The sequence below is a fragment of the Pseudomonas sp. Leaf434 genome (genome assembly GCF_001425545.1).
In the GTDB taxonomy this organism is placed as follows: domain Bacteria; phylum Pseudomonadota; class Gammaproteobacteria; order Pseudomonadales; family Pseudomonadaceae; genus Aquipseudomonas; species Aquipseudomonas siliginis.
The window spans coordinates 1,913,156-1,935,380 of sequence record NZ_LMQZ01000001.1 but is presented as its reverse complement, the minus strand read 5'-3'; the positions used below and the strand labels follow the sequence as shown (position 1 = coordinate 1,935,380).

Annotated in this window: 12 protein-coding genes; 4 read left to right on the top strand and 8 right to left on the bottom strand. The window is 57.9% G+C overall.

Features of this window, described 5'->3' with window-relative positions; translation table 11 throughout:
* Positions 1–616: 616 nt before the first annotated feature.
* From ASG55_RS08665 to ASG55_RS08640, 6 genes are all read right to left on the bottom strand, one after another.
* Positions 617–1,507 carry a hypothetical protein gene (locus tag ASG55_RS08665; RefSeq protein WP_056785525.1) on the bottom strand — a complete coding sequence of 297 codons (891 nt, stop codon included), beginning with the start codon at positions 1,505–1,507 and terminating at the stop codon, positions 617–619.
* A 3-nt stretch (positions 1,508–1,510) separates the two neighbouring features.
* Positions 1,511–2,641 carry an AAA family ATPase gene (locus tag ASG55_RS08660; RefSeq protein ID WP_056785522.1) on the bottom strand — a complete coding sequence of 377 codons (1,131 nt, stop codon included), beginning with the start codon at positions 2,639–2,641 and terminating at the stop codon, positions 1,511–1,513.
* The gene (locus ASG55_RS08655) at positions 2,641–4,146 is read right to left on the bottom strand and encodes an FtsK/SpoIIIE domain-containing protein (protein ID WP_056785519.1); all 1,506 of its coding nucleotides are present in this window, start codon (positions 4,144–4,146) and stop codon (positions 2,641–2,643) included. Before ASG55_RS08655 ends, ASG55_RS08660 begins: the two co-directional genes overlap by 1 nt.
* The gene (locus ASG55_RS08650; RefSeq protein ID WP_056785517.1) at positions 4,146–6,209 is read right to left on the bottom strand and encodes an AAA family ATPase; all 2,064 of its coding nucleotides are present in this window, start codon (positions 6,207–6,209) and stop codon (positions 4,146–4,148) included. The genes ASG55_RS08655 and ASG55_RS08650 overlap by 1 nt, the downstream gene beginning before the upstream one ends.
* Positions 6,206–6,403, bottom strand: a complete 198-nt coding sequence (locus ASG55_RS08645; RefSeq protein ID WP_056785514.1) for a hypothetical protein — start codon at positions 6,401–6,403, stop codon at positions 6,206–6,208. The genes ASG55_RS08650 and ASG55_RS08645 overlap by 4 nt, the downstream gene beginning before the upstream one ends.
* A 738-nt stretch (positions 6,404–7,141) precedes the next feature.
* On the bottom strand, positions 7,142–7,354 hold the full coding sequence (locus ASG55_RS08640; RefSeq protein ID WP_056785513.1) for a hypothetical protein: 213 nt from the start codon (positions 7,352–7,354) through the stop codon (positions 7,142–7,144).
* A gap of 395 nt (positions 7,355–7,749) precedes the next feature.
* Here ASG55_RS08640 and ASG55_RS08635 point away from each other — a divergent pair, with 395 nt between their 5' ends.
* The 3 genes from ASG55_RS08635 to ASG55_RS08625 all read left to right on the top strand — a co-directional run bounded on the left by ASG55_RS08635 (position 7,750) and on the right by ASG55_RS08625 (position 19,619).
* Complete coding sequence (locus ASG55_RS08635; protein WP_056785509.1) at positions 7,750–14,274, top strand: hypothetical protein; 6,525 nt, start codon at positions 7,750–7,752, stop codon at positions 14,272–14,274.
* Positions 14,261–18,790, top strand: coding sequence for a hypothetical protein (locus ASG55_RS08630; protein ID WP_056785506.1), 4,530 nt, complete (start codon positions 14,261–14,263; stop codon positions 18,788–18,790). Before ASG55_RS08635 ends, ASG55_RS08630 begins: the two co-directional genes overlap by 14 nt.
* A 109-nt stretch (positions 18,791–18,899) precedes the next feature.
* Positions 18,900–19,619: a hypothetical protein gene (locus ASG55_RS08625; protein WP_056785503.1), complete on the top strand. Its 720-nt coding sequence runs from the start codon at positions 18,900–18,902 to the stop codon at positions 19,617–19,619.
* Between the two features lie 779 nt (positions 19,620–20,398).
* Here ASG55_RS08625 and ASG55_RS08620 read toward each other — a convergent pair.
* Positions 20,399–20,998 (bottom strand): hypothetical protein, encoded by a 600-nt coding sequence (locus tag ASG55_RS08620; protein ID WP_056785500.1) that lies wholly within the window; start codon positions 20,996–20,998, stop codon positions 20,399–20,401.
* 220 nt (positions 20,999–21,218) lie between these two features.
* Between ASG55_RS08620 and ASG55_RS08615 the strand changes: the two genes are divergently transcribed.
* Entirely contained in the window at positions 21,219–21,419 is a 201-nt protein-coding gene (locus ASG55_RS08615) for a KTSC domain-containing protein (protein WP_056785498.1), read from the top strand.
* A gap of 138 nt (positions 21,420–21,557) precedes the next feature.
* Here the strand turns inward: ASG55_RS08615 and ASG55_RS08610 are convergent, their stop codons facing one another.
* A complete protein-coding gene (locus ASG55_RS08610) occupies positions 21,558–21,890 on the bottom strand; it encodes a phage holin family protein (RefSeq protein WP_008080174.1) in 333 nt (110 codons plus the stop codon).
* Positions 21,891–22,225 lie beyond the last annotated feature (335 nt).

The window sequence follows — 22,225 nt, the reverse complement described above, 5'->3', positions numbered from 1 at the left end:
CTACTGGAGCAGCTCGGACCATATTGATTCGCATAGCTATGTGGCCAAAAGCCAAACTGGCTAGGTAAGTGTTTTTTTCCTTCAAATAGAAGGGCTCATAGCAGTGCACGGCACACGTCGTTTGACATCAGTGCAATAAAAGTACAGAAGTTTGAATAGTGATTTCCTGTACTGCAGCGGCCTCCAGTGGGCATAATTGTAATTATTCCTGGGCTTTAAAGGGTTTCGGGTAAGAGCTTCGTTGGCGCATGAACACTTGGCGATAAGGGTGACCGCGTCCCAAAAAATAGTCGGACATACATCGCCCTTAATGCAGTTTTTGTTACAGCAGTGTCGTGAAACCCAGCTTCACTCATCTTGTCGGAACTACCTATCCGATACGTGCACATCGTGTGACCGAAACCATCTACGTGCGCGGCTAGAAACCTATGGGAAATCACAACGTAAATCGTGTTCCTGAGCTACGAGCGAACCCGCTGCAAATCCGGTACAGCGCGCGCGTCCTGGCTACCATTCCGCTCGCGATAGAATATTCGAGCAGTTTCCGTGGGAGATTTTTATCAGGAAGCCTTCACCTTAGACCTAATAGTACTCCACCCCCTCCTACGCCATTATCTCAATAGACTGAAAGGCGCTGCCTTGCCTGCTCCAGCACCCTTTCAAACTCTTGAGGTCGACGTCCTAGAGTACCTTGCAGTGTAGAAAGCGTCCATTTTGACGCCTCTCTCAACGTGAGAGTATGCGTGAGGCGCTGCAGCAGGCGCTTGGTATCTACATACCGCAGATAAATTGGCAACTGTTCGGTTGGATCAGTAGGCATTTGCAATTTGATCGAATTTATTAAATCGATGACCTCGGTCGCCACGTTGTGCCCTTCTTGATCCAATGATTGCAGTTTCTGTGCAATACCCTCTCTTACAGCAGGATCGGCGACGCTGCACATGAATCCAGCAGGAACTTTTGTTCCCGCACGGTGACTGGCGGCAAAAAACGGTGAGGCATCGAGTAAGAGATTACAGTCTGCCAGGGTTCTGGAAAGTGCAGTATCCACCTCAACCTGTGACCCGGGTGGATTGCGGTGGCAAGCCTCAATCCATCGCCCAAGCAGATCATGATCTAGCAGATAAGCCTCAATCTCCCAGCGTGAGGAGACATGCACACTCCCATTAGCAGTATTATAGGTAAGTGCATCATTCTCAAACTGATATAGCGCAGCCCAGTTATGCTCGCGAAAAAAAACATCGCGATCAACAATACCAATTGTGGGAACGCCATCTACATTGATGCTGTGCTCAACCGCAGCCTGGACACTAGTACAACCACTACCAGCGACGACACTGCGGGCTTCAACAAACTCGAAAGAGTCAAGCAGCGACATGAACCAGAAGCGATAGAAAAGATCCACGTCATCTCTACCCTCCAATATTACTCGGATCAGACAAGATTGATGCGCCTCAATCTGGTCAACGGAATCAAACTCATCGAATGATTGGAGTTCAATAGACATGCTCTACACCTTAACTTTTGGTTTGAGCAGAACACCACCCTTGATAAGTCCGGGCTCAACAAGTTTCGGAGCCAGAACACGTAACGAGTCGACCTGGTGAGAAGTCAATACGAACGAAAGACCTGGATGCTCTTGTGCCCACTGTTTTATCAATTTCATAAGCCGACGTCGCATGACTAGGTGCAAATGCTGTTCGGTTTCATCGATAAGCACAATTGTCGATCCGGTCATGTGACTGGCGATACGAACGAGTAGTTGCACTAGTTGGCGTTCGCCGCTACTGAGTTGATCGATACGGTGCACACCGGATTCCACCTCCACTGGAACAGACAATGTGGGACGATCTACTGCTCCGAGCCTTTTTATCCCTCTGAAAATCAAACGGTTGACCAGCTCCCGGCACTCTTCCTCCCTGCCATCGTCTAGCCAAGCAAACCAGACGAACAGATTGTCAACTGAAGCGTCCCACCTTTCACCATCCGCACCAAAACGATGCGCGGCACGATATGACCAGCCGCTTGGGCGCGTAACCGCTCTCTCTGCCTCTGGCGGTCTACGAATGCCACGATCAGATGGAAAATAAAGAACTGACGGATATCCATTTGCCGAATCAAATAGTGCTGCCGGCGGTTCACCAGCACGTTCTAGAATCGCCTCAGCGAAGGCTAATGCTTCATGGTCCGATTCAGCACTGCGTTCCAACCCCGGTCCGTTGATGCGATTTTTGAACGATAAGAAAATTTGCTTTTCGACACCAACACCTTCTAGAGCTTCGGCTGTCCAGCGTTTCAACAGCCCGGGTCGACCAACAAATATGGACAGAAGATAAACCTTAGATCGAGCGCCATCATCGAGAGCAACTCGAGCGTCAAGCTGCAGCCCTCCATCCTTACTATCAATATCATCAATCCCGGTGCTTTCATGTTCACGCGCATCCAGTAAGCGCATGCCCGCATAAATTGACTCAAGGACCGTAGTCTTACCAGCCCCGTTGGTCCCCATGATCATGAAGATATTCGTGGCTCCCCCTTGTCCGTCCCTTAACAAGAACGACTTTTGCCCCCGAAGCGCTCCCAGGTCTAACAAGGTTAATTCCAACAATTCGAATCGGGTGGGCCTCAGCTTCATGGCCATTACTTGCTCCTTGTAGATAATGCGGCCCTGACTTCTGAAGGACTGACTTTTACACCGTGAACGCGCACAGTAGCGCGCCCAGAAAGTTTAACCAGCATGTCGCCGCGCATAAGCAGCTTCTCTGCGCCTCCCTCGTCAAGAATGATGCGCGAGTCCGAAGCCTTCTGAACCGTCAGGGCAATTCGTGCAGGCACATTTGCACGAAGCAACCCGGAAAACGTTGCAGCTTCAGGACGCTGAGTAGCAAGCACTAAATGAATGCCGGTCGCACGAGCCTTCTGAGCAAGACGCACGAGTGGTTCTTCTGCACCTGTCCGGCCCAACATAAAGTCTGCCAACTCATCGATAACAACCACCAAACGCTCCATGGGAACGCCCAGCGCCTGGGCCTCAGCGATGTTCCGAACGTTGTTTCTGCGCAATAGCTCCTGGCGTTCCTCCATCTCGATAACAACCTCCCGCAAGGCTTCAATTGCTATTGCCATGTCAGTAATAACCGCACCTGTTCTTAAACGGGAATAGCTGTTGAAATCGCTGAAGTCGACTCCCTTGGGATCGATCATCAAAAGCTCGGGGGGGCGAGCAGAGATCACCAAGGAAAGCAAAAGAGCATTCAGACACACACTTTTACCGCTACCAGTTGCCCCGGCAACAAATAAATGCGGAGCCTCTGCGAGATCGAAAATAATCGGCTGCCCTAGTACATCAACGCCAGGCGACACAGGCATGGCTTCAGCGCGATTGACTAGTGCCGCTCCAATGGACTGCCAAGTAACTTCATGCCATAGCGCACCAGGTCGGGGAACATCCAGTATCACACGTCGCTCACCGAAGTCTTTGGATAACCCGATACCTGTATTACCCAAGCCGATTGCAAATGCCAAATCATCTAGGCCACGCTTCAAGCGGTCGTAATCTTCAACTCCAGCCAGCGTCAACTGGAAGCGCGACAGTCGCGGCCCCTCTTGAACATCGGCAGCCGCTGTTGCAGCAATACCCAACTGCTTCAATCCCTGTGCCAAGGTCGCAAAATCCAAAACGCTTAAGCCATCAGCTTCGTCCTGCCCATGCTCGGCGCGCTCGGCATTTACGTATAGCTCGTCCAGAAGATAATCGTAGAAACTGCGAGCTGGGGTCCAAGCACCTCGCATGAACTCTAGGCCACGTCGAGCGTGTCGCTGTACAAGTTCGACGTAGCGCCGATTGTTGTCAAACAGCTCTTCATCATGAATCACACCCAAAAGAATTCTGAGTGCGTCGTCGTAATTTTGGCTTTCTTCTTTTCCCATGCCCGTAATCTGCTCGATACTGAGCTCACTGCCACGATCCCCTCTCTTTGTGGATGGCGGGCCATACCTCTCATCTGGCTCCCCTCCCAACTTCAATGATTGAGCAATCGCGAAGCGGACAACCCACCAGTAGTGCCCGCTAGGTTGATGTAGCCCGTCACGCAGAACGGTTTCAAAAAAAGACTTTTCATCAGAAGAGAAGTACAGGCTTATCATCAGCTTGAAATCCCGTTATAGCGCGCCCTATCGATCTCTTCGATCCTTGCTCGCGTCCCACCGTCATTTTTAATCTCGTAACGACGGCGAATACGCTCGCCTAAGTGACAAAGAACGTCTTCGTCCATTTCACTATTGGTTGGCAGCAGTAAAAGTGGCCTTCCGGCCTTTGGGAAGTACTCGCTCATAAGCAAAGCTCGATTCTCTCGATCAATTCTTCCCAAAGGGGTATCGATTACCACCGGGAGATCCCGCCCCGCCTCATCCCTTAGAGCCCAAAGCATTCCCATAGCAACAAGCTGTCGCATGCCTGCAGAGATGCTCCTACGTGCTACCTCCTCGAGTTGCTCATCGAAGTATTTCATCGCAAACAAGTCATCGAGAGTTACTGATTTGATCAGTTGACTAGGTGCCAGAAGGATTCCAATTCTTTCATTCAAATGCTGTTCCACCGATTGGCGGATGTATGTCCTGCGCCTATCGCGGTATGCCTCGAGGGCACGCCTCACCTTTACACTCAATTGATAGGCCTGGTTCTCTTTTGTCACTGATTCATACTTTTGCTCACATTGGCGAATGCGCTGCTTGGCTTGCTCTGCGTTTTCCAGAGTCTGCCGCTCCTTAACCCTAAGTTCGGCAAGCCTTTCAGTGAAGTCACGAATCTGCTGATCGAGCTCTAAAATCGTTTGGCTCAACGATTCAAACTGATTCCTGGCCTCGTCAGTGGTGAGCTCGGCTTCATCCAGATCCCGCCGTGCTTGCTCAGATTCTTGGGCGAGTTGTCGCAAAAGGCGAAGCTTCTCGACATGAGATGACACCAAGCTCGGGCCTCGCTCTGTCCATACCAAGTACCGATCTCGCAGGAGTTTTGCTTGGCGAGGACTCAACGCAGAAAGCAGGGGGCTCACATGTGCTCCGACTGCAAGCCCTCGCCTCACCAGAGCTTCTTTGATATCCAAAGAAAAATTTTCGTACTGTGAATTTGTCAGCATGACCGGAGGACTTAAATGAGCCAAGCTACCTTTTAGGGCTTCTGGCAGCTCTCCATGAAGCTTCGCGGACAACGATAAATCCGTGCTGGTTGAAAACTGATCATCCAACAAGTTATAGGCGTCTCGGACTGCCGATAGATTAGTTAGCCAAGGAGCTTCTGGTGCAAGCAGTTCGGAGAGCTCAGCATCTAGCTTTTCGGTCTGGGAATTTATAACTTCTATCCTATTGACCATACGACGACGGTCTGACTCGGATATTCCAGTACGCAAAGCGTTGCGCTGATCGTCAAGACGTGTCCGCCTTCGCTCGAGATCGGAGTACTCAGCTTCAATGTCCACCCGTGAACGTTGAAGCGACTCAATCTGGGCCTCGGCCGAGCGAAGGTCATTCTCTGCTTGTACAACCTGACTTTGAGCATCCGCCGGCAAACCTGAACGGCGTTTGATTTTGCCATAGCCCTCTAACTCGCGAAGAATGTCTCCGATGAAAGATAGCTTCAGTAAGCGCTCTATCTCGGCACGCTCACGCCCCTCCTCTGCATCTGCAAACGATTGGACTTGCTCGCCGTCAAAGAAGTAGAAAGGCACAATTTCGCTAGGGGCCAACCCTGAGAGGAATGAATCGGCCTCTTCAGGGCCGAGTTGCTCTGCACCTCGAATGACTATCAGCCGCTCGACAAATCCCGCGGTTGTGTTGGACCTGGAGAAGGTGCGTTCAATCTTTACTTTCAGCGTTCCTTGAGTCCAACAAAGCATCGCACGTGCATGATCGTCGGCATCGCGTGCACCTTTGTTGAATACACCATACCAGCGGCCCGGCTGACCTAGTACAAATTGCTTTGAGCTTAATGGAGCTCCACCAAAGCCTACCCTGCGAATCTCTTCGTTATCAGAACCTAAAAACAAGAGTTTGATCGCATTCAGCAGGCTCGTCTTCCCGGCACCATTGCGCCCAGATATGACGACCATGTTGCGCTCAGCGGTACAACCACTCAAGTCAATTTGGCTGAGCCCTTCGTATGCGAAGATATTTTCGACTTCCAGCGAAGTGAACTCAATAGGAGCACTCACGATTCACTCTGCCTTAAGGCTGCTTGGTCAAGGATATGACCAACTTGGCGGGAGAACTCTGCCTTCGCACCGTAAGTAGAAAAGGTGGTAAATTTTTCGGCTAGTCCAAGCAGCTCTTCAAGCACATATGGGTCAACGCCAAACTCCGCAGACGCTTCAGCGATCAGCTCGCGGTCCTTGTTCTCACCGGTCATCCGGCCCCCTCTAATCACCATGTCAGAACTGATGGAAATCCCTTTGAAACGGCGTGACACGTGTTATGAAGTAAAGCCGCCAAAGCATGATGCCACAAGACATTCAGCGCATAGGATGAACGGCAACCGTTTCTGCTGCAAGTCGCCTGAGTGGTTTACCATGCATGACGATTACCTAGCGTTCAAACAACATATCCGTGATAGGGGGCTATCGCACCACAGCTCCATCAAAAACCAACCCCATTGAACTGGCCGGTCACCCCACGGGCAAGGTTCCGAACGACCCAAACCTTATTTCGGCGTATGGCAGCGCATTTGAACAGCGAACCTAACTGCTTGCGGTAGGTTGGCGTTTCACTGTGCAGCCTTCCACTACTGATTCAGCCTCGGACATTGCCGTAGGTATGATGCGCCGATAGTTCAACCATGAGGGTTGCCTCGAGCTGAGCTGTTGCCAAATGTTGGCGCACACAGCAATGGCAACTCCTTCGTGTGACTGTTCGGGTTTAGCCGGTGACCTCACTATCGGGACATCGCAGACGCGGGGATACACCCCCGAATGTGTGGGTGGTAGCTATTGCGATGGTGGCGCCTAGCCTCGATGGGCGACGCGTGCCGCCCCCCCTGTCCCGGCGCTGGTTGAACATCATCTAGCGGAGTTGCCGGACCTAGCAGCAAACAGACGACGATGCCATGCAGGATCAGCGGTGCCAGGTGCTGGAACGGACAGCGGTATGCTCACGGGCATCGGGTACCTGGAGCGAATACCGGAATGGCGCCACAGGTTTTGGCTGCGGCATCGCACTGTCGGGAGGTCATATCGTCGAAACATGGCTGCACCGGGGCCTTGATCAGTGTGCAGCAGCCTTTGGGTGAGAGCAGGTCCTCGATGGCATCCTTGGCTTCTTTGGCCGCTTGACGCATTTCTTCGATGATGTCGGCATCGCTCATGATCGTTCACCTTGATATTTAGCCGTTGCCCGTAGGTGTTTGAAGTACTTTCACAATACAAGGCCGCTCCCACAGGTTCGATACTGCCGTGAAGAACAACGAGAACGCCGGATACTTCTGCAAGTAACTGTAGAACTCTTTGACACTTGTCACACCGTGCCGAATCATTTTTTAGTTAGCTAATTCGTCTCACAATTGAAACACCCGCTGTTCCCACACACTCTCCTTTGTCTTTTGACGCGCTGGGATAGCCTTATCCGCGCCATTTGACGCCCTGCCTTTTTCAGCTAGACCTAGATCGTAACGCGCTACGCAAACCCCGCGTGTCGTTATCGGAAGTTGGAATACACCTAACGCGTTGCCGCTCGAACAACGACAAGTACCAGGGAGCTTGCATGTTGTTTTCCAACTTGAGGCAACGCCTTGCCCACGCGCCCGAGCGCCTCTCCAGCGCCTGTCGCGACAATCTGAACTATCGCGCCGGGCTGATCGAAAAATTGATCGGCTCGCAGGTGTCCCGGCGCGACGTCTTGCGCCTTTCCCTGACTGCCACCCTCGTCGCACCGATCTTCGGCCCCCTCGCTCGGGCTGCCTCCCGCTTCGAGATCCAGGCACAGGCGCCGCAGCGTGCCGCCATTTTGGTGGCCAATGAAGTGCTCTTCGAAGTCCGAGCCAGGGATTTCGGCCCGGACGCGCGGGTCGAATTTCAACAGCCCAGCGCCGATGAGTTCGCGATCCGTCTACACAGCGGCTGGCTGCCTGGAACGCGGCTCGCCGCCGACTTCGAGCTGCGGGTCGCGCGCGGCAAAAGCGGTTGGCAGGCCGGACTAGTATGGCCGGCGCTGGGTTATGCCGCGTTCTTCGACTTCGAGCCCTGGCTGTTGGGTTTTCCGGTGGCCAGTGGTGCGCTCGATGCCTCCAGGCTGCTCTCGGGCCTCGATCTGGCCGGTGGCACGACAACCTCCGCAAACGCGGTATTCCTGCCCGACTGGACCTTCGAGATCAGCCTGGCTCCGGCGATCCAGGTCAGTCTGGCGGCGGGCACGATCGCCGCCGCGAACCTTCAGCTGGAGTTGGTCCGAGCCGATGCGCCGGTGCTGCTGGTAGACGGCTCGACACTGCGCACCCGCCTGTGGTTCGAAGGCCCGCTGCTCGGCGCCAAGCCGGTTCAGCTGGCGCACTGCCAGGCAGCCTTTGCCAATGGCCAGGTCGAGGCGGTCGTCGAGTGCCGCACGGACGCGCCCATGGCCTGGGCCATGGAAGCCTATGGTGGGGCACGCGATACCGGTTTCATCACACCGCACACCCTGGCCAACGGTCAAATGGAGGGATTTGGCACACGTCAGCTGCGCCTCATCAGCCTGGATACCGAGCAGTACCAGGTCCAGGCCTCGTTCACGACGCGCTCGCGCTGGTACGAGGCGCCGGGCATCCACATCGAAGTCACGGCTTCGAGCACGACTTTACAAGCCAGTTCGCAGCTGGACCAGGCGCAAGTCGATAGCTTCCGGGTCACCCGTATGATCGTTCCCCTGCGCGACGTCGACCAAGCGGTTTTCGTGCGTATGCCTAGGTCAGATAGCGGTGCGGCAGAGGTCGATCAGCTAGCTTGGTTCGACGGCGTACACCTGTTCGGGCGCAGTGTTCCCCTGGATGAGTTCGAACTACACCTGACCCGTGGCAGCGACGCCCTGCAGGTGATCGTGCGCTTTCATGACGTGCGCCTGAAAGTCACGGGTAGTAGCAGACAGCTGCTTTGCGCAGGCAACGCCAGACTGGAATTCGCCTTCGCCAGCCAGCATGTAAGTGAGCAAACCCTGTACGTGACGCAATTGCCGGACGCTGCCAACGTGGCCGATCACTTCATTGCCGACGACCAGATCTGCCAGTTGCTCAACCCCCAGGAGCCGAACTGCACGCAATGGCTGGCCGAGATTCGCGCCAAGGGCCTCTACGAAACCAAGCGCAAAGATGCCATCGCCCTGCGTGCGAAAAGCCCTAAGCAACTCCCCGAATTCATCGCTGCGCGCTTCGCCGACTCCTCCTGGCTGACCTTCGACTTCTCTCCTGTTAAGGGCCGCAGGCAACGTCGGGTGCCGCTCACCCTCCAGGCACTATTCGCCTGGGCAACCACCGGTGCAAGACCAGCAGCCACAGACCTGCAGCCCGTGCTTCACCCACTGGCTTTGCCTGCCGACGCGCCTTTGTGCAAGCAACTGCAAAACCGCGGCAAGAATGAGCAGCCCGCCAGGAGTCTGCGCCAAGCAATGGACGACCAGCTGGACTCGTTCGCCACCATGATCCAAGCCCCCTACCGCCTCGGTTTGTCACCGATTGGGCAACATCGCTGGCAAGCCCCGCCGCAGCTCAAGGAAGCCCCGGGGCGCCGTGAACTGTGGACTCTGCGCATTGAGCGCGCAGCCCTGAGGGCGATCTGGTCCCCCGATTATCAGAAGGGCTTTTGGCCGAGCAAGTATCCGCATTTCTCAGAGCTGGATGGCAGTTTCCGCACCCCCCTCGACGGACGCGATCGCCACGAGATCGTTGCCCTGTCGAGCGGCTTCGGCGAACCCGCCAAGCTTGGCAGCGCCCAAGTGGTGCCCTTTGCGTTTGGCGAAGACCAGCAGACCAGCTCGACAGAAGGTCTGTTCGTGCCCAGGCCGATCCAGGCGCAACTGCTGCAACTGAGCGCCTATGGTGCTTCCCTGCGGCTCAAGGCCAACTGGGCGCCTCCATCTACAGCCGGCAACCGGGGGGCCCTGACCATCTCCTTCTGGAACCAGAACAGCCAGTTGGGCCGAGATACCCTCCCCATCATCGAGTACAAGGGCTTCCTGTTCCCGCTGGGGTTGCCGGCCACGTTGGTCAAGGACACCCAGCGACGCCTGGTGTTCATCGACGGCAGCTATTGCGCGTGCCTGGTACAACGCTTCTATATCAAGGTGCCAGCGTTCAACCGTCCCACACCAATGCTGCAACAGCCCTTCGGCGGTCGAGGCTGGCCCTTCGCGAACATCCGCTGCCACGACTACCTCTCGCCGGACCTGGCTGTGCCTGAGCAATGCAGCCTCCAATGGCTCGATGGACGACTCACCGGCCAGCAGGTGTTCTGGCCAAGCGTGACGAAGCAAGGGGACGCTACACTGCCGGTGGACTTTGCCTTCGAGGATTCGGTCACCGGGGTGAAAGCCAGGGCGCCGCTGTTATTCATCGACAACGACGTAGTCCATGACCAAGAAAACCTGGCCAAGGTCGCCAGGGCCTACCGCAAAGGCGTGAACGCCATCTATTCTCCCGTCGATGGTAACAACGCCGGCCTGCGTGACGAAAGCGGCGCCAGCACGCCGCACCACTTCATCGCCCGGATCGACAGCGGCGCCATCCGTTTTGCACCGGAAATCAAGCCAGGCTCCACGCGCTTCAAGGCTTCGTGCCTGCTGCTGGACTTCGATGTCCCCGGACCGCCGCCGCTCGACAGCGTCTTCGACGCCGCGCCCAATAGCGGCGAAGACGCACTGGCAAAAGTGCTGTGCTTCTCAACTTCGATGGAGGCGCAGGACCAGCCGCCATTCTATCCCCATCTGCGTCAGGCCCTGGCCAATGCCGACAGCGTGACGCGCCTGGCGGGTACGCCGGCAGTGGAGTCTCAGGTGGAGATCTACGGGCCCTATCTGCGACATGGATTCGACGCTGACAACGTCGGCGAGATCTACCTGCGCTTCGTCGACGACCGGACCAAGCTGGCCTTCAGCAGCAATACGACCAATTCCGGCGCCTTTGCCAATGCAAGCACTGTGATCGCCGCAGCTTCGCGCAAGGACGGGCCAATTGGCGGCGCTGGCCCGCTGGTGCCGCAACGCGAGTTCTACCGCCATGAGCCACCCGCAGCCCCTCAAGGCCTCAGCGCGCTCACCAGCAGCAACATTACGATTGCAGACCCCGTGGCCAACGCCCGTAAAGGCACCGCCGACCCCAGGGAGTTCTTCGGCCAGACCCTGGGCGAAGCCAAGCTCTGCGGCGTGGTGGCCTTTGCCGACATCATCGACAGCGTTACCCAGGCGGCCGGCGCCCGCGCACCACGGATCCGCGAGGCGCTAGAGCATGCGGTACCACCTGAGCTGCTTACCCCCATTGCCGGCGCCCTGCGCAGCGCCCTGAAGCGCCTGCTCGACGCACTCGCCAAGCTCTCGGCAAAAGGCTTGCACGCCCCGGCGTTACTGGCGGCGGCCCAAACCCTGGACGGCAAGCTGGCCGAAGTGCCGGACGCGACAGGTGCGCGGTTGTTGCAGTTGGCCAGCGAAATCGTCAAGGCCGGCGAAACCTTGCGCGACCAAGTCAGTACCGCGATCGAATCACCTGCCAACCTGCTGCCACCCGATGTGCTGGAGCGAGTCGAGGCCCTGAAGGAGTTGAGCAAGAACTGGCAGGCTTTCCTGAAAGATGGGCCGATCCAGGAGATCAAGAACCAATTGCTCAAGGGACTGGGCGTGACGGAGGCCATTCAGAAACTGGCCTCCCTGAAAGCGACGCTGGAACAAACGCTCAAAAAAGACCCTCGGTATAAGGGGCTGGCGGCACAGGTTGAGCAGCTCCAGGCAGTCTACGCAGCACTTGAACAGGCCACCCGGCAAGCCCCCCAGGAGTTTCTGTCGACCCTGTTCGAGAAGCTGCAACCCCTGCTCGATGGCCTGGACAACTTCGCCGGCTGGTCGAGTTGGCTCGCCGTCAACAGCCAGAAGGTCCAGGAAATGCTGAGCAAAGGGGCTGAGCAATTCCTCGATAATGTCAAAAAATCCCCCTCTGCCCTGCTCGAGGACGCGCAGTCACTGAAGCGCCAGGCCGACACCTTCAAGCAGACCCTGGCCACGTATAGCCCGGTCGCTGACCAAGCCATCCTGCAAGTCTCCGAAATAACCCTGGCGGCCATTGCACACGCCGAAGCGGTTCAGACAACGTTCGAGCGTTATGAAAAGGAAAGCGCGGCAGATGTGCAGCAGCGGATCATGGCCGGACTGTTCACCGGCGCGCTGCGTTTTAGCCAGGAGACGCTAGGCAAGGTCTCGCGCCTGCTGGAACTGGAGCTCAAGCTCGAGGAGATCAAACCTGGACTAGCCATTACCTTTCAGGCGGCCTACCTAGCTTGGACCCGCGCGGTCGTCACATATAGCCAGCTCTCGTCTGTGCGGGAAAAAGTGACTGAGCTATCTCAGTCGGTTGTATCGATCAACCTACGGGCTGATCAGATCAAACAATTGCTGCGCAACCTGGACTCCGCGAACAAGCTCGCGGACCTGGCCCCGCAGCTACGAGCGCTCGACGCCTTCTCCCAACTCAACGAGCTGATCAACGCTGCACTGCTGCCAGAGCAAGCCATCCGTGCCGCACTCGACCAGTTCCACAATCTGGCCGAAGAGCAGCTCACTGTGGCACTCGTCCCGGTCTGCACTGCACTCCAGAGCGTTATCGAAGGAGTCGGAACGCTGGCCAACCCGGACCAAAGCCCCACTCCAACGTGGTTCTCCCCGGCTCTGCGAGCCCAGATCGACGAGCTGCGTGGCTTGCTGCAAGCGCTATCGAAGAAGCCTGCGCAGACCCGCGAGGCCATCAGGAAGTATCTTGCGGATTTCGACCAGGCTAGGGTGCTACTGACCACTCTGGTCGACGACGTGTCGCGCATGTTCTCGACGGGAGACCTTGCCGCACTTGTCGATATCCAGGGTGCGCTGGACGAAGCACTGGCCTCGATCGGTCTTCCAACCAAGGCGCGCCTCAACTATGACTGGGATACCCGGGTCAACCCCTATCCTGCCGGCAGCAACCCGGTCTTCGAGCCCATCGGCGAGGGACGCCTGACGGTGAGCAGCCTGCTCGAAGCCGACCTGCGCGGCACCACCTCGCCAGTGTTCAGCCTCAGCGCCAGCCTCGACCCATTCGCCATCAACCTGTTCGGAGCAGCGCCGTTCCTGAGCATTGTCTTCAAGCCGCTGTCATTCAGTGCGGGCACCGGCCGCGAGGCCAAGCTCGAGGTGAATATCGACCATGTCGACTTCAAGGGTGCACTGACCTTCGTCAAGACGCTCCAGGAGTACCTCAAGGAAACCTTCGGCATTATTGTCGAGCCGCGCAAAGCGGGCCCCGGGCTGGTGGTGGGGTACAGTTTCAGCAAGGATCTCATCACCCTCGCCGCCTTCCAGTTGCAAATGGTGAGTTTCAACATCACCTGCGATTTGCCGTTCGACAACGAGCCGGCGCGGTTCCGTTTCGGCCTGTCGCGCCCGGACCAGCCCTTCCTGATCTCCGCCGGTATCTATGGCGGTGGAGGCCATGTCGCCATTCAGTCCCGGGCCGATACCCTTGAAGCCCTCGATGCCTCCTTCGAGTACGGCGTGGTGACTGCGTTCCAGTTCGGCCCGGCGGTTGGCCGCGGACGTATCACTGCCGGCATCTACATCCGCCTTTCGGCCCGTGAGGCGACCCTGTCGGGGTACTTCAACGCCTCGGGGGTGGCCAATATCGCCGGCTTGATCACCGTCAGTGCGCAGTTTCGCGTACAGCTTTGGTACGACCTCAAGTCTGGGCGAACGGCAGGTGCGGCCACCTTCAGCATTAGCTTCTCCATTGGCTTCTTCGAATACGAGTACGACGTGAACGTGGCCTATGCCTCGCAGGGCGACAAGCCGGGCGCCGACAAAGGCTCGCGGGTCAGTGCATCGCTGCTGCCGCTGCCCGCAGCAGCGGCGCAACCTGAACAGGAGCAAAAGCAGACCTCGAAAGAGGCGAAGCTCGCTGCGCTGAAAACCAAGATCGCCAGCGGTATCGAACCGTCATCTTTCAAGCATGACAGCGACTGTCTGCTGGACTCATCTGTATGGCAAGCATACTGGGCCGCCTTCGAGGATCCTGCCGATGGATGCGCATGAACCCCGCGCTGTGTTGCAACAGGGATATCAGTGGTACGTGATTCCCCACGGATTGAACCCCGACGATCCGAAAAAACTGCGGATCAGCGTGCGCATTGTGCCGCAGTTCGCTCTAGGCGCCGACGAGACGGTGCACAGCTTTGCCCGCCGCGCCGCCGGACAGTTGCTACGTGACTGGCCGGCCTTCGTGGAGCGCGGCATCACGCTGCGCATCGCCGCCTGCGCAGCGGACGATGCGGCGCCCGCTACACCCGGCACCACCTGCCCGCTGGACCTCACGGCTGGATGGCGCGAATGCCTTGCGCAATGGGGCTTGGCGCCAAGACAGGCGAGCCGGCTGTGGAAAGCCATCGTTCGCCCCGAACTGCGTATCGCGGAACAAACCTCGGAACCGGCAAAGATATTTTCGGAATTGCCGCAATCCAAAGGCTCCAAGATTTTGCGCCATGTCCTGGGCGGGATATACGCGAAAGGGTTGGCCGAGGCGGACCTGCCGCGCGGCCTTGGCACACCGATGCCAGAGCAGATTGATCTGGCATTGCGCCAAGCCCAGGAGCACCTGTTGCGACCACTCAGCGCAAGCCTCGGCACCCTGGAGCCTGCCCGCGCGGAACAGCAGAGCAACCTTGATTGGTATCTCCAGCGCTTGCGCGTGGCGGGCTTGAATCTGAGCCAAGCCTGGCAGGAAAACCTTGTAGGCGGTCTGAGCTCCCTAAGCATGACGGGGACGGATCCCTACCAGTTGCGTGTGAACAGCGAAGCGCTACCGCACTACATCCTCCTTCGCTACCTGACCCTGATCCCTGAACTGCGCGCAGCTCATCCCCCTGCCCCGCAGGAGGATGAGCTGCATAGCGAGCTGTCCAAACTGACCCTGCATCCCTGGCTTTTGCAGAGCCTGGGCCTGAGTATTCCCGGCGAAATCCAGGCCGGCCTGCTGGACGCCAAAGCCGATGCCCTCTACGTGGCCTCGATCGACAGCGCATTCGGCACCGGGTTGGTGCCGGCACAAGGCGTGAAGGTGGTTTGCAGCCTTGACACGCAGAACTCCTACTACCCAGCTGAAAAGTCCACCGCCTCGCGCCGCTACAGCCACGGCTGCGTGAACCTTGCCGCGACAGATAGCGGCAAGGCGATCTTCACGCTGGAGCAGCTGGACACCGACAGTCTTGCGGAGAAGTTGGTCCAGGCCGCGCAGAACCTCAATTGCCAACTCGACGCTGGCGTCAGGGCCAGCCAGCGTGAGATCAGCATGCCGCCGTTGCCGACCACCGGCATTTCATTGCTGATGAGAGGCACCGCACAACAGATGGTCATCCAGCAGCGACAGCGCGCCAGCCTTCTAGCCGACACCTGGCAGACCTTCCACGCCGAAGACCTGGTCATTGGCTACCGCCCGGATATCGCCCCACTGGTTCCCGACAGCATGGGTGGCGCCTGCCTCGGCCCCTGGAAGAGCCTGGTAGGACGCAAGCTTGAATCCCTGCGCGCCGATGGTCACGACTGGACCGAGCGCTTCGTCCACCAGCCGCGCGACGAGGGCATCGTGACCCAGGCAGCGCGCAAGCTCCGGACGCCTGGCCAGCAGGAGTCCGACGAGCCGCAAGACACCCGCATTCCTTCCCAGGAGGTGTTTCGCTGGCAAGGCTGGAGCCTGGCAGCCAATACCCTGGAATGTCACCCGGGCCGCACGGCACTTGCCAACGCCCGCTTTGCGGTCGACTACCGCAGCGACGGCGGCCTACCCAGACAAAGGGTCGGCTGGGGCTACCGTGTTGGCCTGCGGGCGGTGTTCATGGATGGCCTCAGCCTGTCGCTTGACGAAGCACGCCAGGTCTACCAGCAGCATCCGCATCTGACCCTCGGCACCACGAAGACAGGCGGCGAGGACGGCGATTACTTCCTGCCGTTCTGGCGCTATGAACCGATCCTTGCGCCAAGCCTTTTGCTGCGCGGCAAACTCGATCGTCAGGCCCTGCCTACCCAACGCCTGGATTTCCTGGCGATCGCAAGCCAGCGCCGTGGCAAGCCTGACAGCACCGCCACCGAGCGGGTCTTGGTGCCGCCACGAGTGGACCTGCAGGCCGTCATTCGCCTAGGCATGTACGACCAGGATCACCAACACCTGCCCAAGGGTGCCTTCGCCGGCGTCAGGCTCAACCCTGACGGTAGCTTCCCCAGTACGGGCAACAAATGCCTGGCGGACCTGTTCGGCGAGGAACCGACTGGCGATACCTGTTACATCGAGGACAGCTCTGCCCCGCCAGCCAAGGTGCCCTATTTGCCAGATCCGTGGGCCCAGCGCGTGGTGATCGGTATCTATCGCAGCGACGGCAAGCTGTTGGCGCTGGAGTACCACGACTACTATTCGCCGCAGCGCCGCTGGCCCGACTGCAATCCACTGATGTTGCGCCTGGAGGCAGCCTCCTTCGATACCCTGCGCAGCGAGGGCTACGACCTCGAATGGCGTGGCTCGACCCTGGTGGTCAAGCTTGCCCCCGGCATCGCCCTGCGAGTGTGCTGCTGGCATGAGATCACCGAGCGCATGCTGGCCAACTCCGGCATCGTCGAAATGATGGCTCATTACATTAGCGGCGATAGAGCCTGCGCCGAGGCGCTGTGCCGAGCACCTGCCGTCGATGACATACCAGTCCCTGTGGGTGACCGCCGCGACCAGTTGATCCAGTGTCTGAGCCAGTGGCACCGGCGTCGCGCGTTTCAGTTGCAGCCATTCCTGGCCTCCGGCCGGCCTGCCCGCGACATCAACCTGACGTCGTTCTCCATGCTCAACCCGGCCTGCCGTCTGGAGCTTGCCCATCTGGTGCCGCTACCCGTGCGCGCCGCTCAGTTCTGCGAAGCCACTCCGCTGGACAAGCCCAGGGTCGCCTTACTGCCCACCCGGGACAGTCGCATTGCCCAGCGTTTCGGCGTAAAGCGCGAACTGTACGGGCAGACAGTGGCAACCTTCCATGGCGATATCGAGTTCCACCGTTCCAGTACCGTGCGCCTGGAATGCCTGGGACAGTGGCAGGAGTTCAACGACCAGGCTGCCAGCAAGCCGCAAGAGCAGACCCAGCGCCATTCGCTATTCACCTTTGAAGCCATCGCTCCAGCACTGGAAGAAGCAAACCTGTCCGGCGCCGGCGAACCTGCCGCCGACCAGGACCTGCTGCTGCTCGAAGGCGTGCGCAGTACCCTGGGTCGCACCAGCAACGCCGACCTGCAGGCGCGCTTCCCCGATGCGTTGCAGGATCGCTGGCTGCTACAGCATGACTTCGTCGACGCAAAGGCGCGCCGAGTGACGTTCAGCCTTCGGGCCACCAGCCGCTTTCTCAAGCACCTCACCAAAGCCGAGCAGGATGTGTTCAGCGACACGGGGCCGCAGACCTCGCACTGGGTCAAGGCGACCAAGCCGCCAGCACCGCCCGCCGTGGCCTATGTAGTGCCCCTGCTGCAATCGTCGGAACGCTCACAACCTGGCTTACAAGTACACAAGCGCCAGGGCAACTGGATCAGGATCTGGCTGGAGCGGCCCTGGTATAGCTCCGGCGAGGCCGAGCTGCTAGCCCTGGTGTGCTGGCCTGGCGACCTGCTGCGACCACGGGGCGGCGCCAAGGACTATCTGATGGACCAGGCCAACCGCGCCTGGGGCTCTGTTTCCTCGCCGGCCGGCGCCGGTAAGGCTGAACCCGTCATACCGGACCGTCTCAAGGAGCTCTACACCGGCTGGGGCCACGATCCGATCTGGGAGCAGAAAGGCAAGTTGCGCCTGATGCCGGCAGGCGCGTTCGCCAACCGCCTGGACACCGGTATGGTGCGTGTCGTGCCCTCGCAACTACTGGCAGGGCGCGCGCCCACCGATCGGGACGAACGGGTCGGCCTTGCCCTGTACCAACCGCAGTATCACAAAGCCGAGCAGCGTTGGTATGCCGACGTTTTGATCGCCCCCGATAAAGACGCCTACTTCCCATTCCTGCGCCTGTGCCTGGCGCGCTACCAACCCAATGCCATTGCTGGCTGCGAACTGTCGGAAATCGTCAACAGCGAATTCGTCCAGCTGCTGCCCGAGCGCGTGGCCTCGATCCAGGTGAGCAAGGTTGCCCGCAAGGTCACCCGCGTGCAGGTGAGCATTGCGGGGCCAGGGTCGCTACGCCTGAGCGAGTTCGCAAAGCCGGCAACCGCCAAACCTGACCGGGTAAACCGGATGCTGCTGCGCGTCGATCGTGCCCATGGCGATCCGCACCAGGGTACGGCCTGGCTTCCCGTGCTCGATGATCACGGGCGCGAAGTCACAGAGCTGGCCTATAAAGATGGCATCTGGACCCTCCCCCGCAGTCAGCAGCCACTCTATGAATTGGAGGACGATGCACTTTACTCGGTGTATCTCGAGGAGCGTCAACTCGTCATCGTCGATGGCGACGAGCCCACTGATGATCATTACCCACACCGGCCCAATGAGCGCTGCAGTGAACGCTTGGTGTATGTCGACCGACTCATGATGCCTGCACGCCAATGACCAGGGCTGGCTGTACTGCCAGGCATGTGCAAAGGCTATTTGTGCGCTCGGCAATGCCAACGATGGTCTTTACAGCTTCAAACTCACGCACCTTAGAGAGGGTTTAACAATGCTGGCCACCCAGTTGAAATATCAACAACGGATCCTTTCGCAAATTTTGCTCTGCAGGCAGATACTCCAAATTGGCCCGCACTCCAGCGAAGTAAGCGAGTGCCTAGAGCGGCTCTTACGGCTCCTGGACCTAACGCAGCAAGACCAGGTCTTTGCTGAATTCAAGGATCTGGGCTTAAACGAAGTTTTAGCGACCAAACCGATCGATTTCGAACTACCTCGCGCCCCGGACGAGCAGTTGCTCGTTGGCATGCTTTTCGCCGAGTCGTCATCAGGCTCAGCCGCCAGCGATGATGAGAAACGCTGCATCGCTGAATGCGTTGTAAATATGGCCTTTTACGCGACGTACGCCGTGCAGAATAAGAAGTGCTACAACTCATCCTTCGGCGACGGGAAAATACTCTCTGCGATCAAAATGGGTTCGCTCGCATACGCTGGTCCACAGTGGAATCGAGTGATGAATGGTAACGTCCTGTTATCAAAAGCTGAGCTCGAGAAGAAGCTGGTTCCGTCTGAAGTTGACAAACTTAAAATGTGCGTCTCTGCCGTACAAGGAACTGTCAACCTCGTGACACCTGTGACGGACGTTGGAAGCAACCGCGTCCTCATACAGTTCAACGGAGCGGAAAACGCTCCGCCTAGCCCTCGTCAGGAGAAAGCCGCTCGCTACAGTGGTCACAGCTTCTACGCTTTCAAATCTGGCCGGGAATGTCAGTAAACACCACGAAATCCTAGGTCTGCTTGAGGCATCTCATCGTTTTTGACGAGGATCGGTGGAGAGACAGAACGCCCTCTTGCATTCGCTTCTCGCATGCCCCGTAGAGCCCTCAGATTTACGCTTTCGGTAGCGGTTAGCCACGGCGCCCCTGAAAGTCTCTAACATTGGATCGCGTCCTCCAAAGGGCCCTCTCTGCGGGCTCCTGCATTACTCCCTAGCACCTGCAGGGAGGGATTACCCTCGATTCACATTGAGTCCAGGGTAGTAAATAGGGGCAGACACTTTTCATCGAAAAATGAATGCCCCGGCTATGAGACCTGCATGCGCAGTTGGCAGCTGGTCCGATTGATCAATGGATTACACGCTGGCCAGATGCACCTACTCATACTCATCCACTGCAATGAACTGCTCGTTACCATCACTGAGGTGCGCTAATCCTTCTGCCCCACCGTCAGCAATTCGCTGAAGTTCCTCAAGGGTGAAAATGATCAGGTCAAACTAACTGAGCCGAAAAGGCGGTTCCGCATCTCGAAAAAATTAAAGCACGCTTTCCGGTGCAGAAATGCGTCAACTCTCGATCAGATATCCATGTGCTCGATTCGTCTAAGCTGCTCGAACGTCAGATGTGTCTATTCGCATAAAAGGCGTATAACTCCGCGACCTGCTGCCGCCCCCCGCTTACAGGGATAAAGTCGTGCATCCAGGCACCTCGGCCTGGTACGCCAATGCGCAGCGCTCTCTACCGGCTCAATCTGCCGGCAAGGCTCGGCGTGATTCAGTCACTCGCTCAAAGCGAATCCAAAGTCGTCACTCGACACTTGAGCCGCTTCGTGGAGTCGTTGGCGAAGCGCAGCGGTCAGCTGCCTCTCTACCTCCCACGTATCCGACAGCGCAGCGAGCTGCGGGGCCAATTGAGGCGACAGGCTCATCAATGATTGATTGAGCGAACATGCCGTTTCATACGCGGCTTTCTGAACGAAGCTGATCTCGACCAGCTCGCCCTGGGCCTTGCGAAACTCCATTTCCGCCATCCGCGCAAGGTAATGCTCGCGATGCGCCCGCGCTTTCTGAAAATCCGAAGTCTGCCCGTGGGCGGGATCAGCGGGCGGCGGCGCAGCCATATTAGTCGGCTCGGATTGGGCTGCGACGTGACTGTACACATCACGCTGAAGCCGTTCCTGTTGGTGGCGAGCAGCGACGGCAGCCTTGCTCGGGTCGGCAGTCTCGCGGATCAACGCTTCAGTGGCAAGCACGTCCACCTGCTTGCCATTGGGCGACAGGACCAGTCGGCCGTTCTCTTTCAGCCAGGTGATGTAGCTCGGTGATCGGCCGATATGCGCAGCGAAGGCGCTCTTTGACAGGTATTCAGCTGTGCTCATAAGCCCTCCTTTTCAGTGGCTTTTCAATGAATCCTTTCAAGATTTCAGTGATTGAAATTTCAGTAACCTAGCGAGCCTCCCACTAACAAGATCCCGCGGGTTTCCGACCCCGTGTCCTTCGAAAGTCCTCGGGGTCCCCGGCGACTTTTCGGTGGCCTGGGCTGCAGATCCACCTCGCTCGACTAGCATCAGTGGACGATCCGTCAGAGGGAGAGCTGTTATGGAAATGATTGCCGTGCGTTCCAGTGCGATGACCGCCGTTGGCTATGACCCAGCAACGAGACGAATGAGGATCCGCTTTGAACAGGGTCACTCTTACGATTTCTGCGGAGTTCCATCGGCCATCCACAATGGCTTGATGGCCGCGGTGTCCAAAGGCGCTTACTACAACCAGCACATCCGTGATCGTTATCAGTGCTGAGACCCGTCTTCCACTTGGAAAGACGGACATCCCTGCAATGGTTTCAGCTAGAGAGAATCCGCGAGTTCGATAACCCGTGTAGGGGGCGGCCCTTGGGGAGGACCCGTAAAAATCGGCGCCCCATCCGGCCTGCCCGGTTCATGCCTTCGGCTCGGCCTCACTCAGGTCCAGCCGCTTGGCGACCCAGCGTTCGTACAAGCCGATGGCGACATCCGCGCCGGCCATTGCGGTCAGGCAACCCAGGGCGCCCGCTGTCCAGATCGACAGGCCTGCACCGAACAGCAACATCATCGCTGACACGCCGCAGACGATGCAGGCACCGGATCGAAGTGCGAGGCGGCGCAGTAAGGCCCAGCCTCGCGCCCCGTCCTTGTCGGCGCGCCACATCTCGCCAGACACACCACCAACCAATGACAGGGCAATCACCAACCAGATCGGCATCTCTGCCAGTGCCTGTTGCTCGTTCGTCATTGCCCTACCCCTTAAACAAAAAGACCCGGCGCATTGGCCGGGTCAGGTGGTGGGTTGCCTGCCGCGCTTTGCGGTCGCACCCATCGAAGATGGCCCCTTTTTACAGGTCGATTCTGGTGGCAGCAAGACCGTTTTAATGCCATCCGGTGAATGTGTGGCTTACGTCCGGTGAACGGCTGGCGAATGTCGGTGAATATCTCAACCCGGCTGTCTTTTGCTTTCTGGCGTCCCATGCGTCCCACCTCTCTAAAACTAGGTGGGACGTCTGAAAGCCCCGCAGATTGGGGCCTTGCCCCACCGTCCTACTTTTAACTCTCCTTTCTCGTGTATAGAGA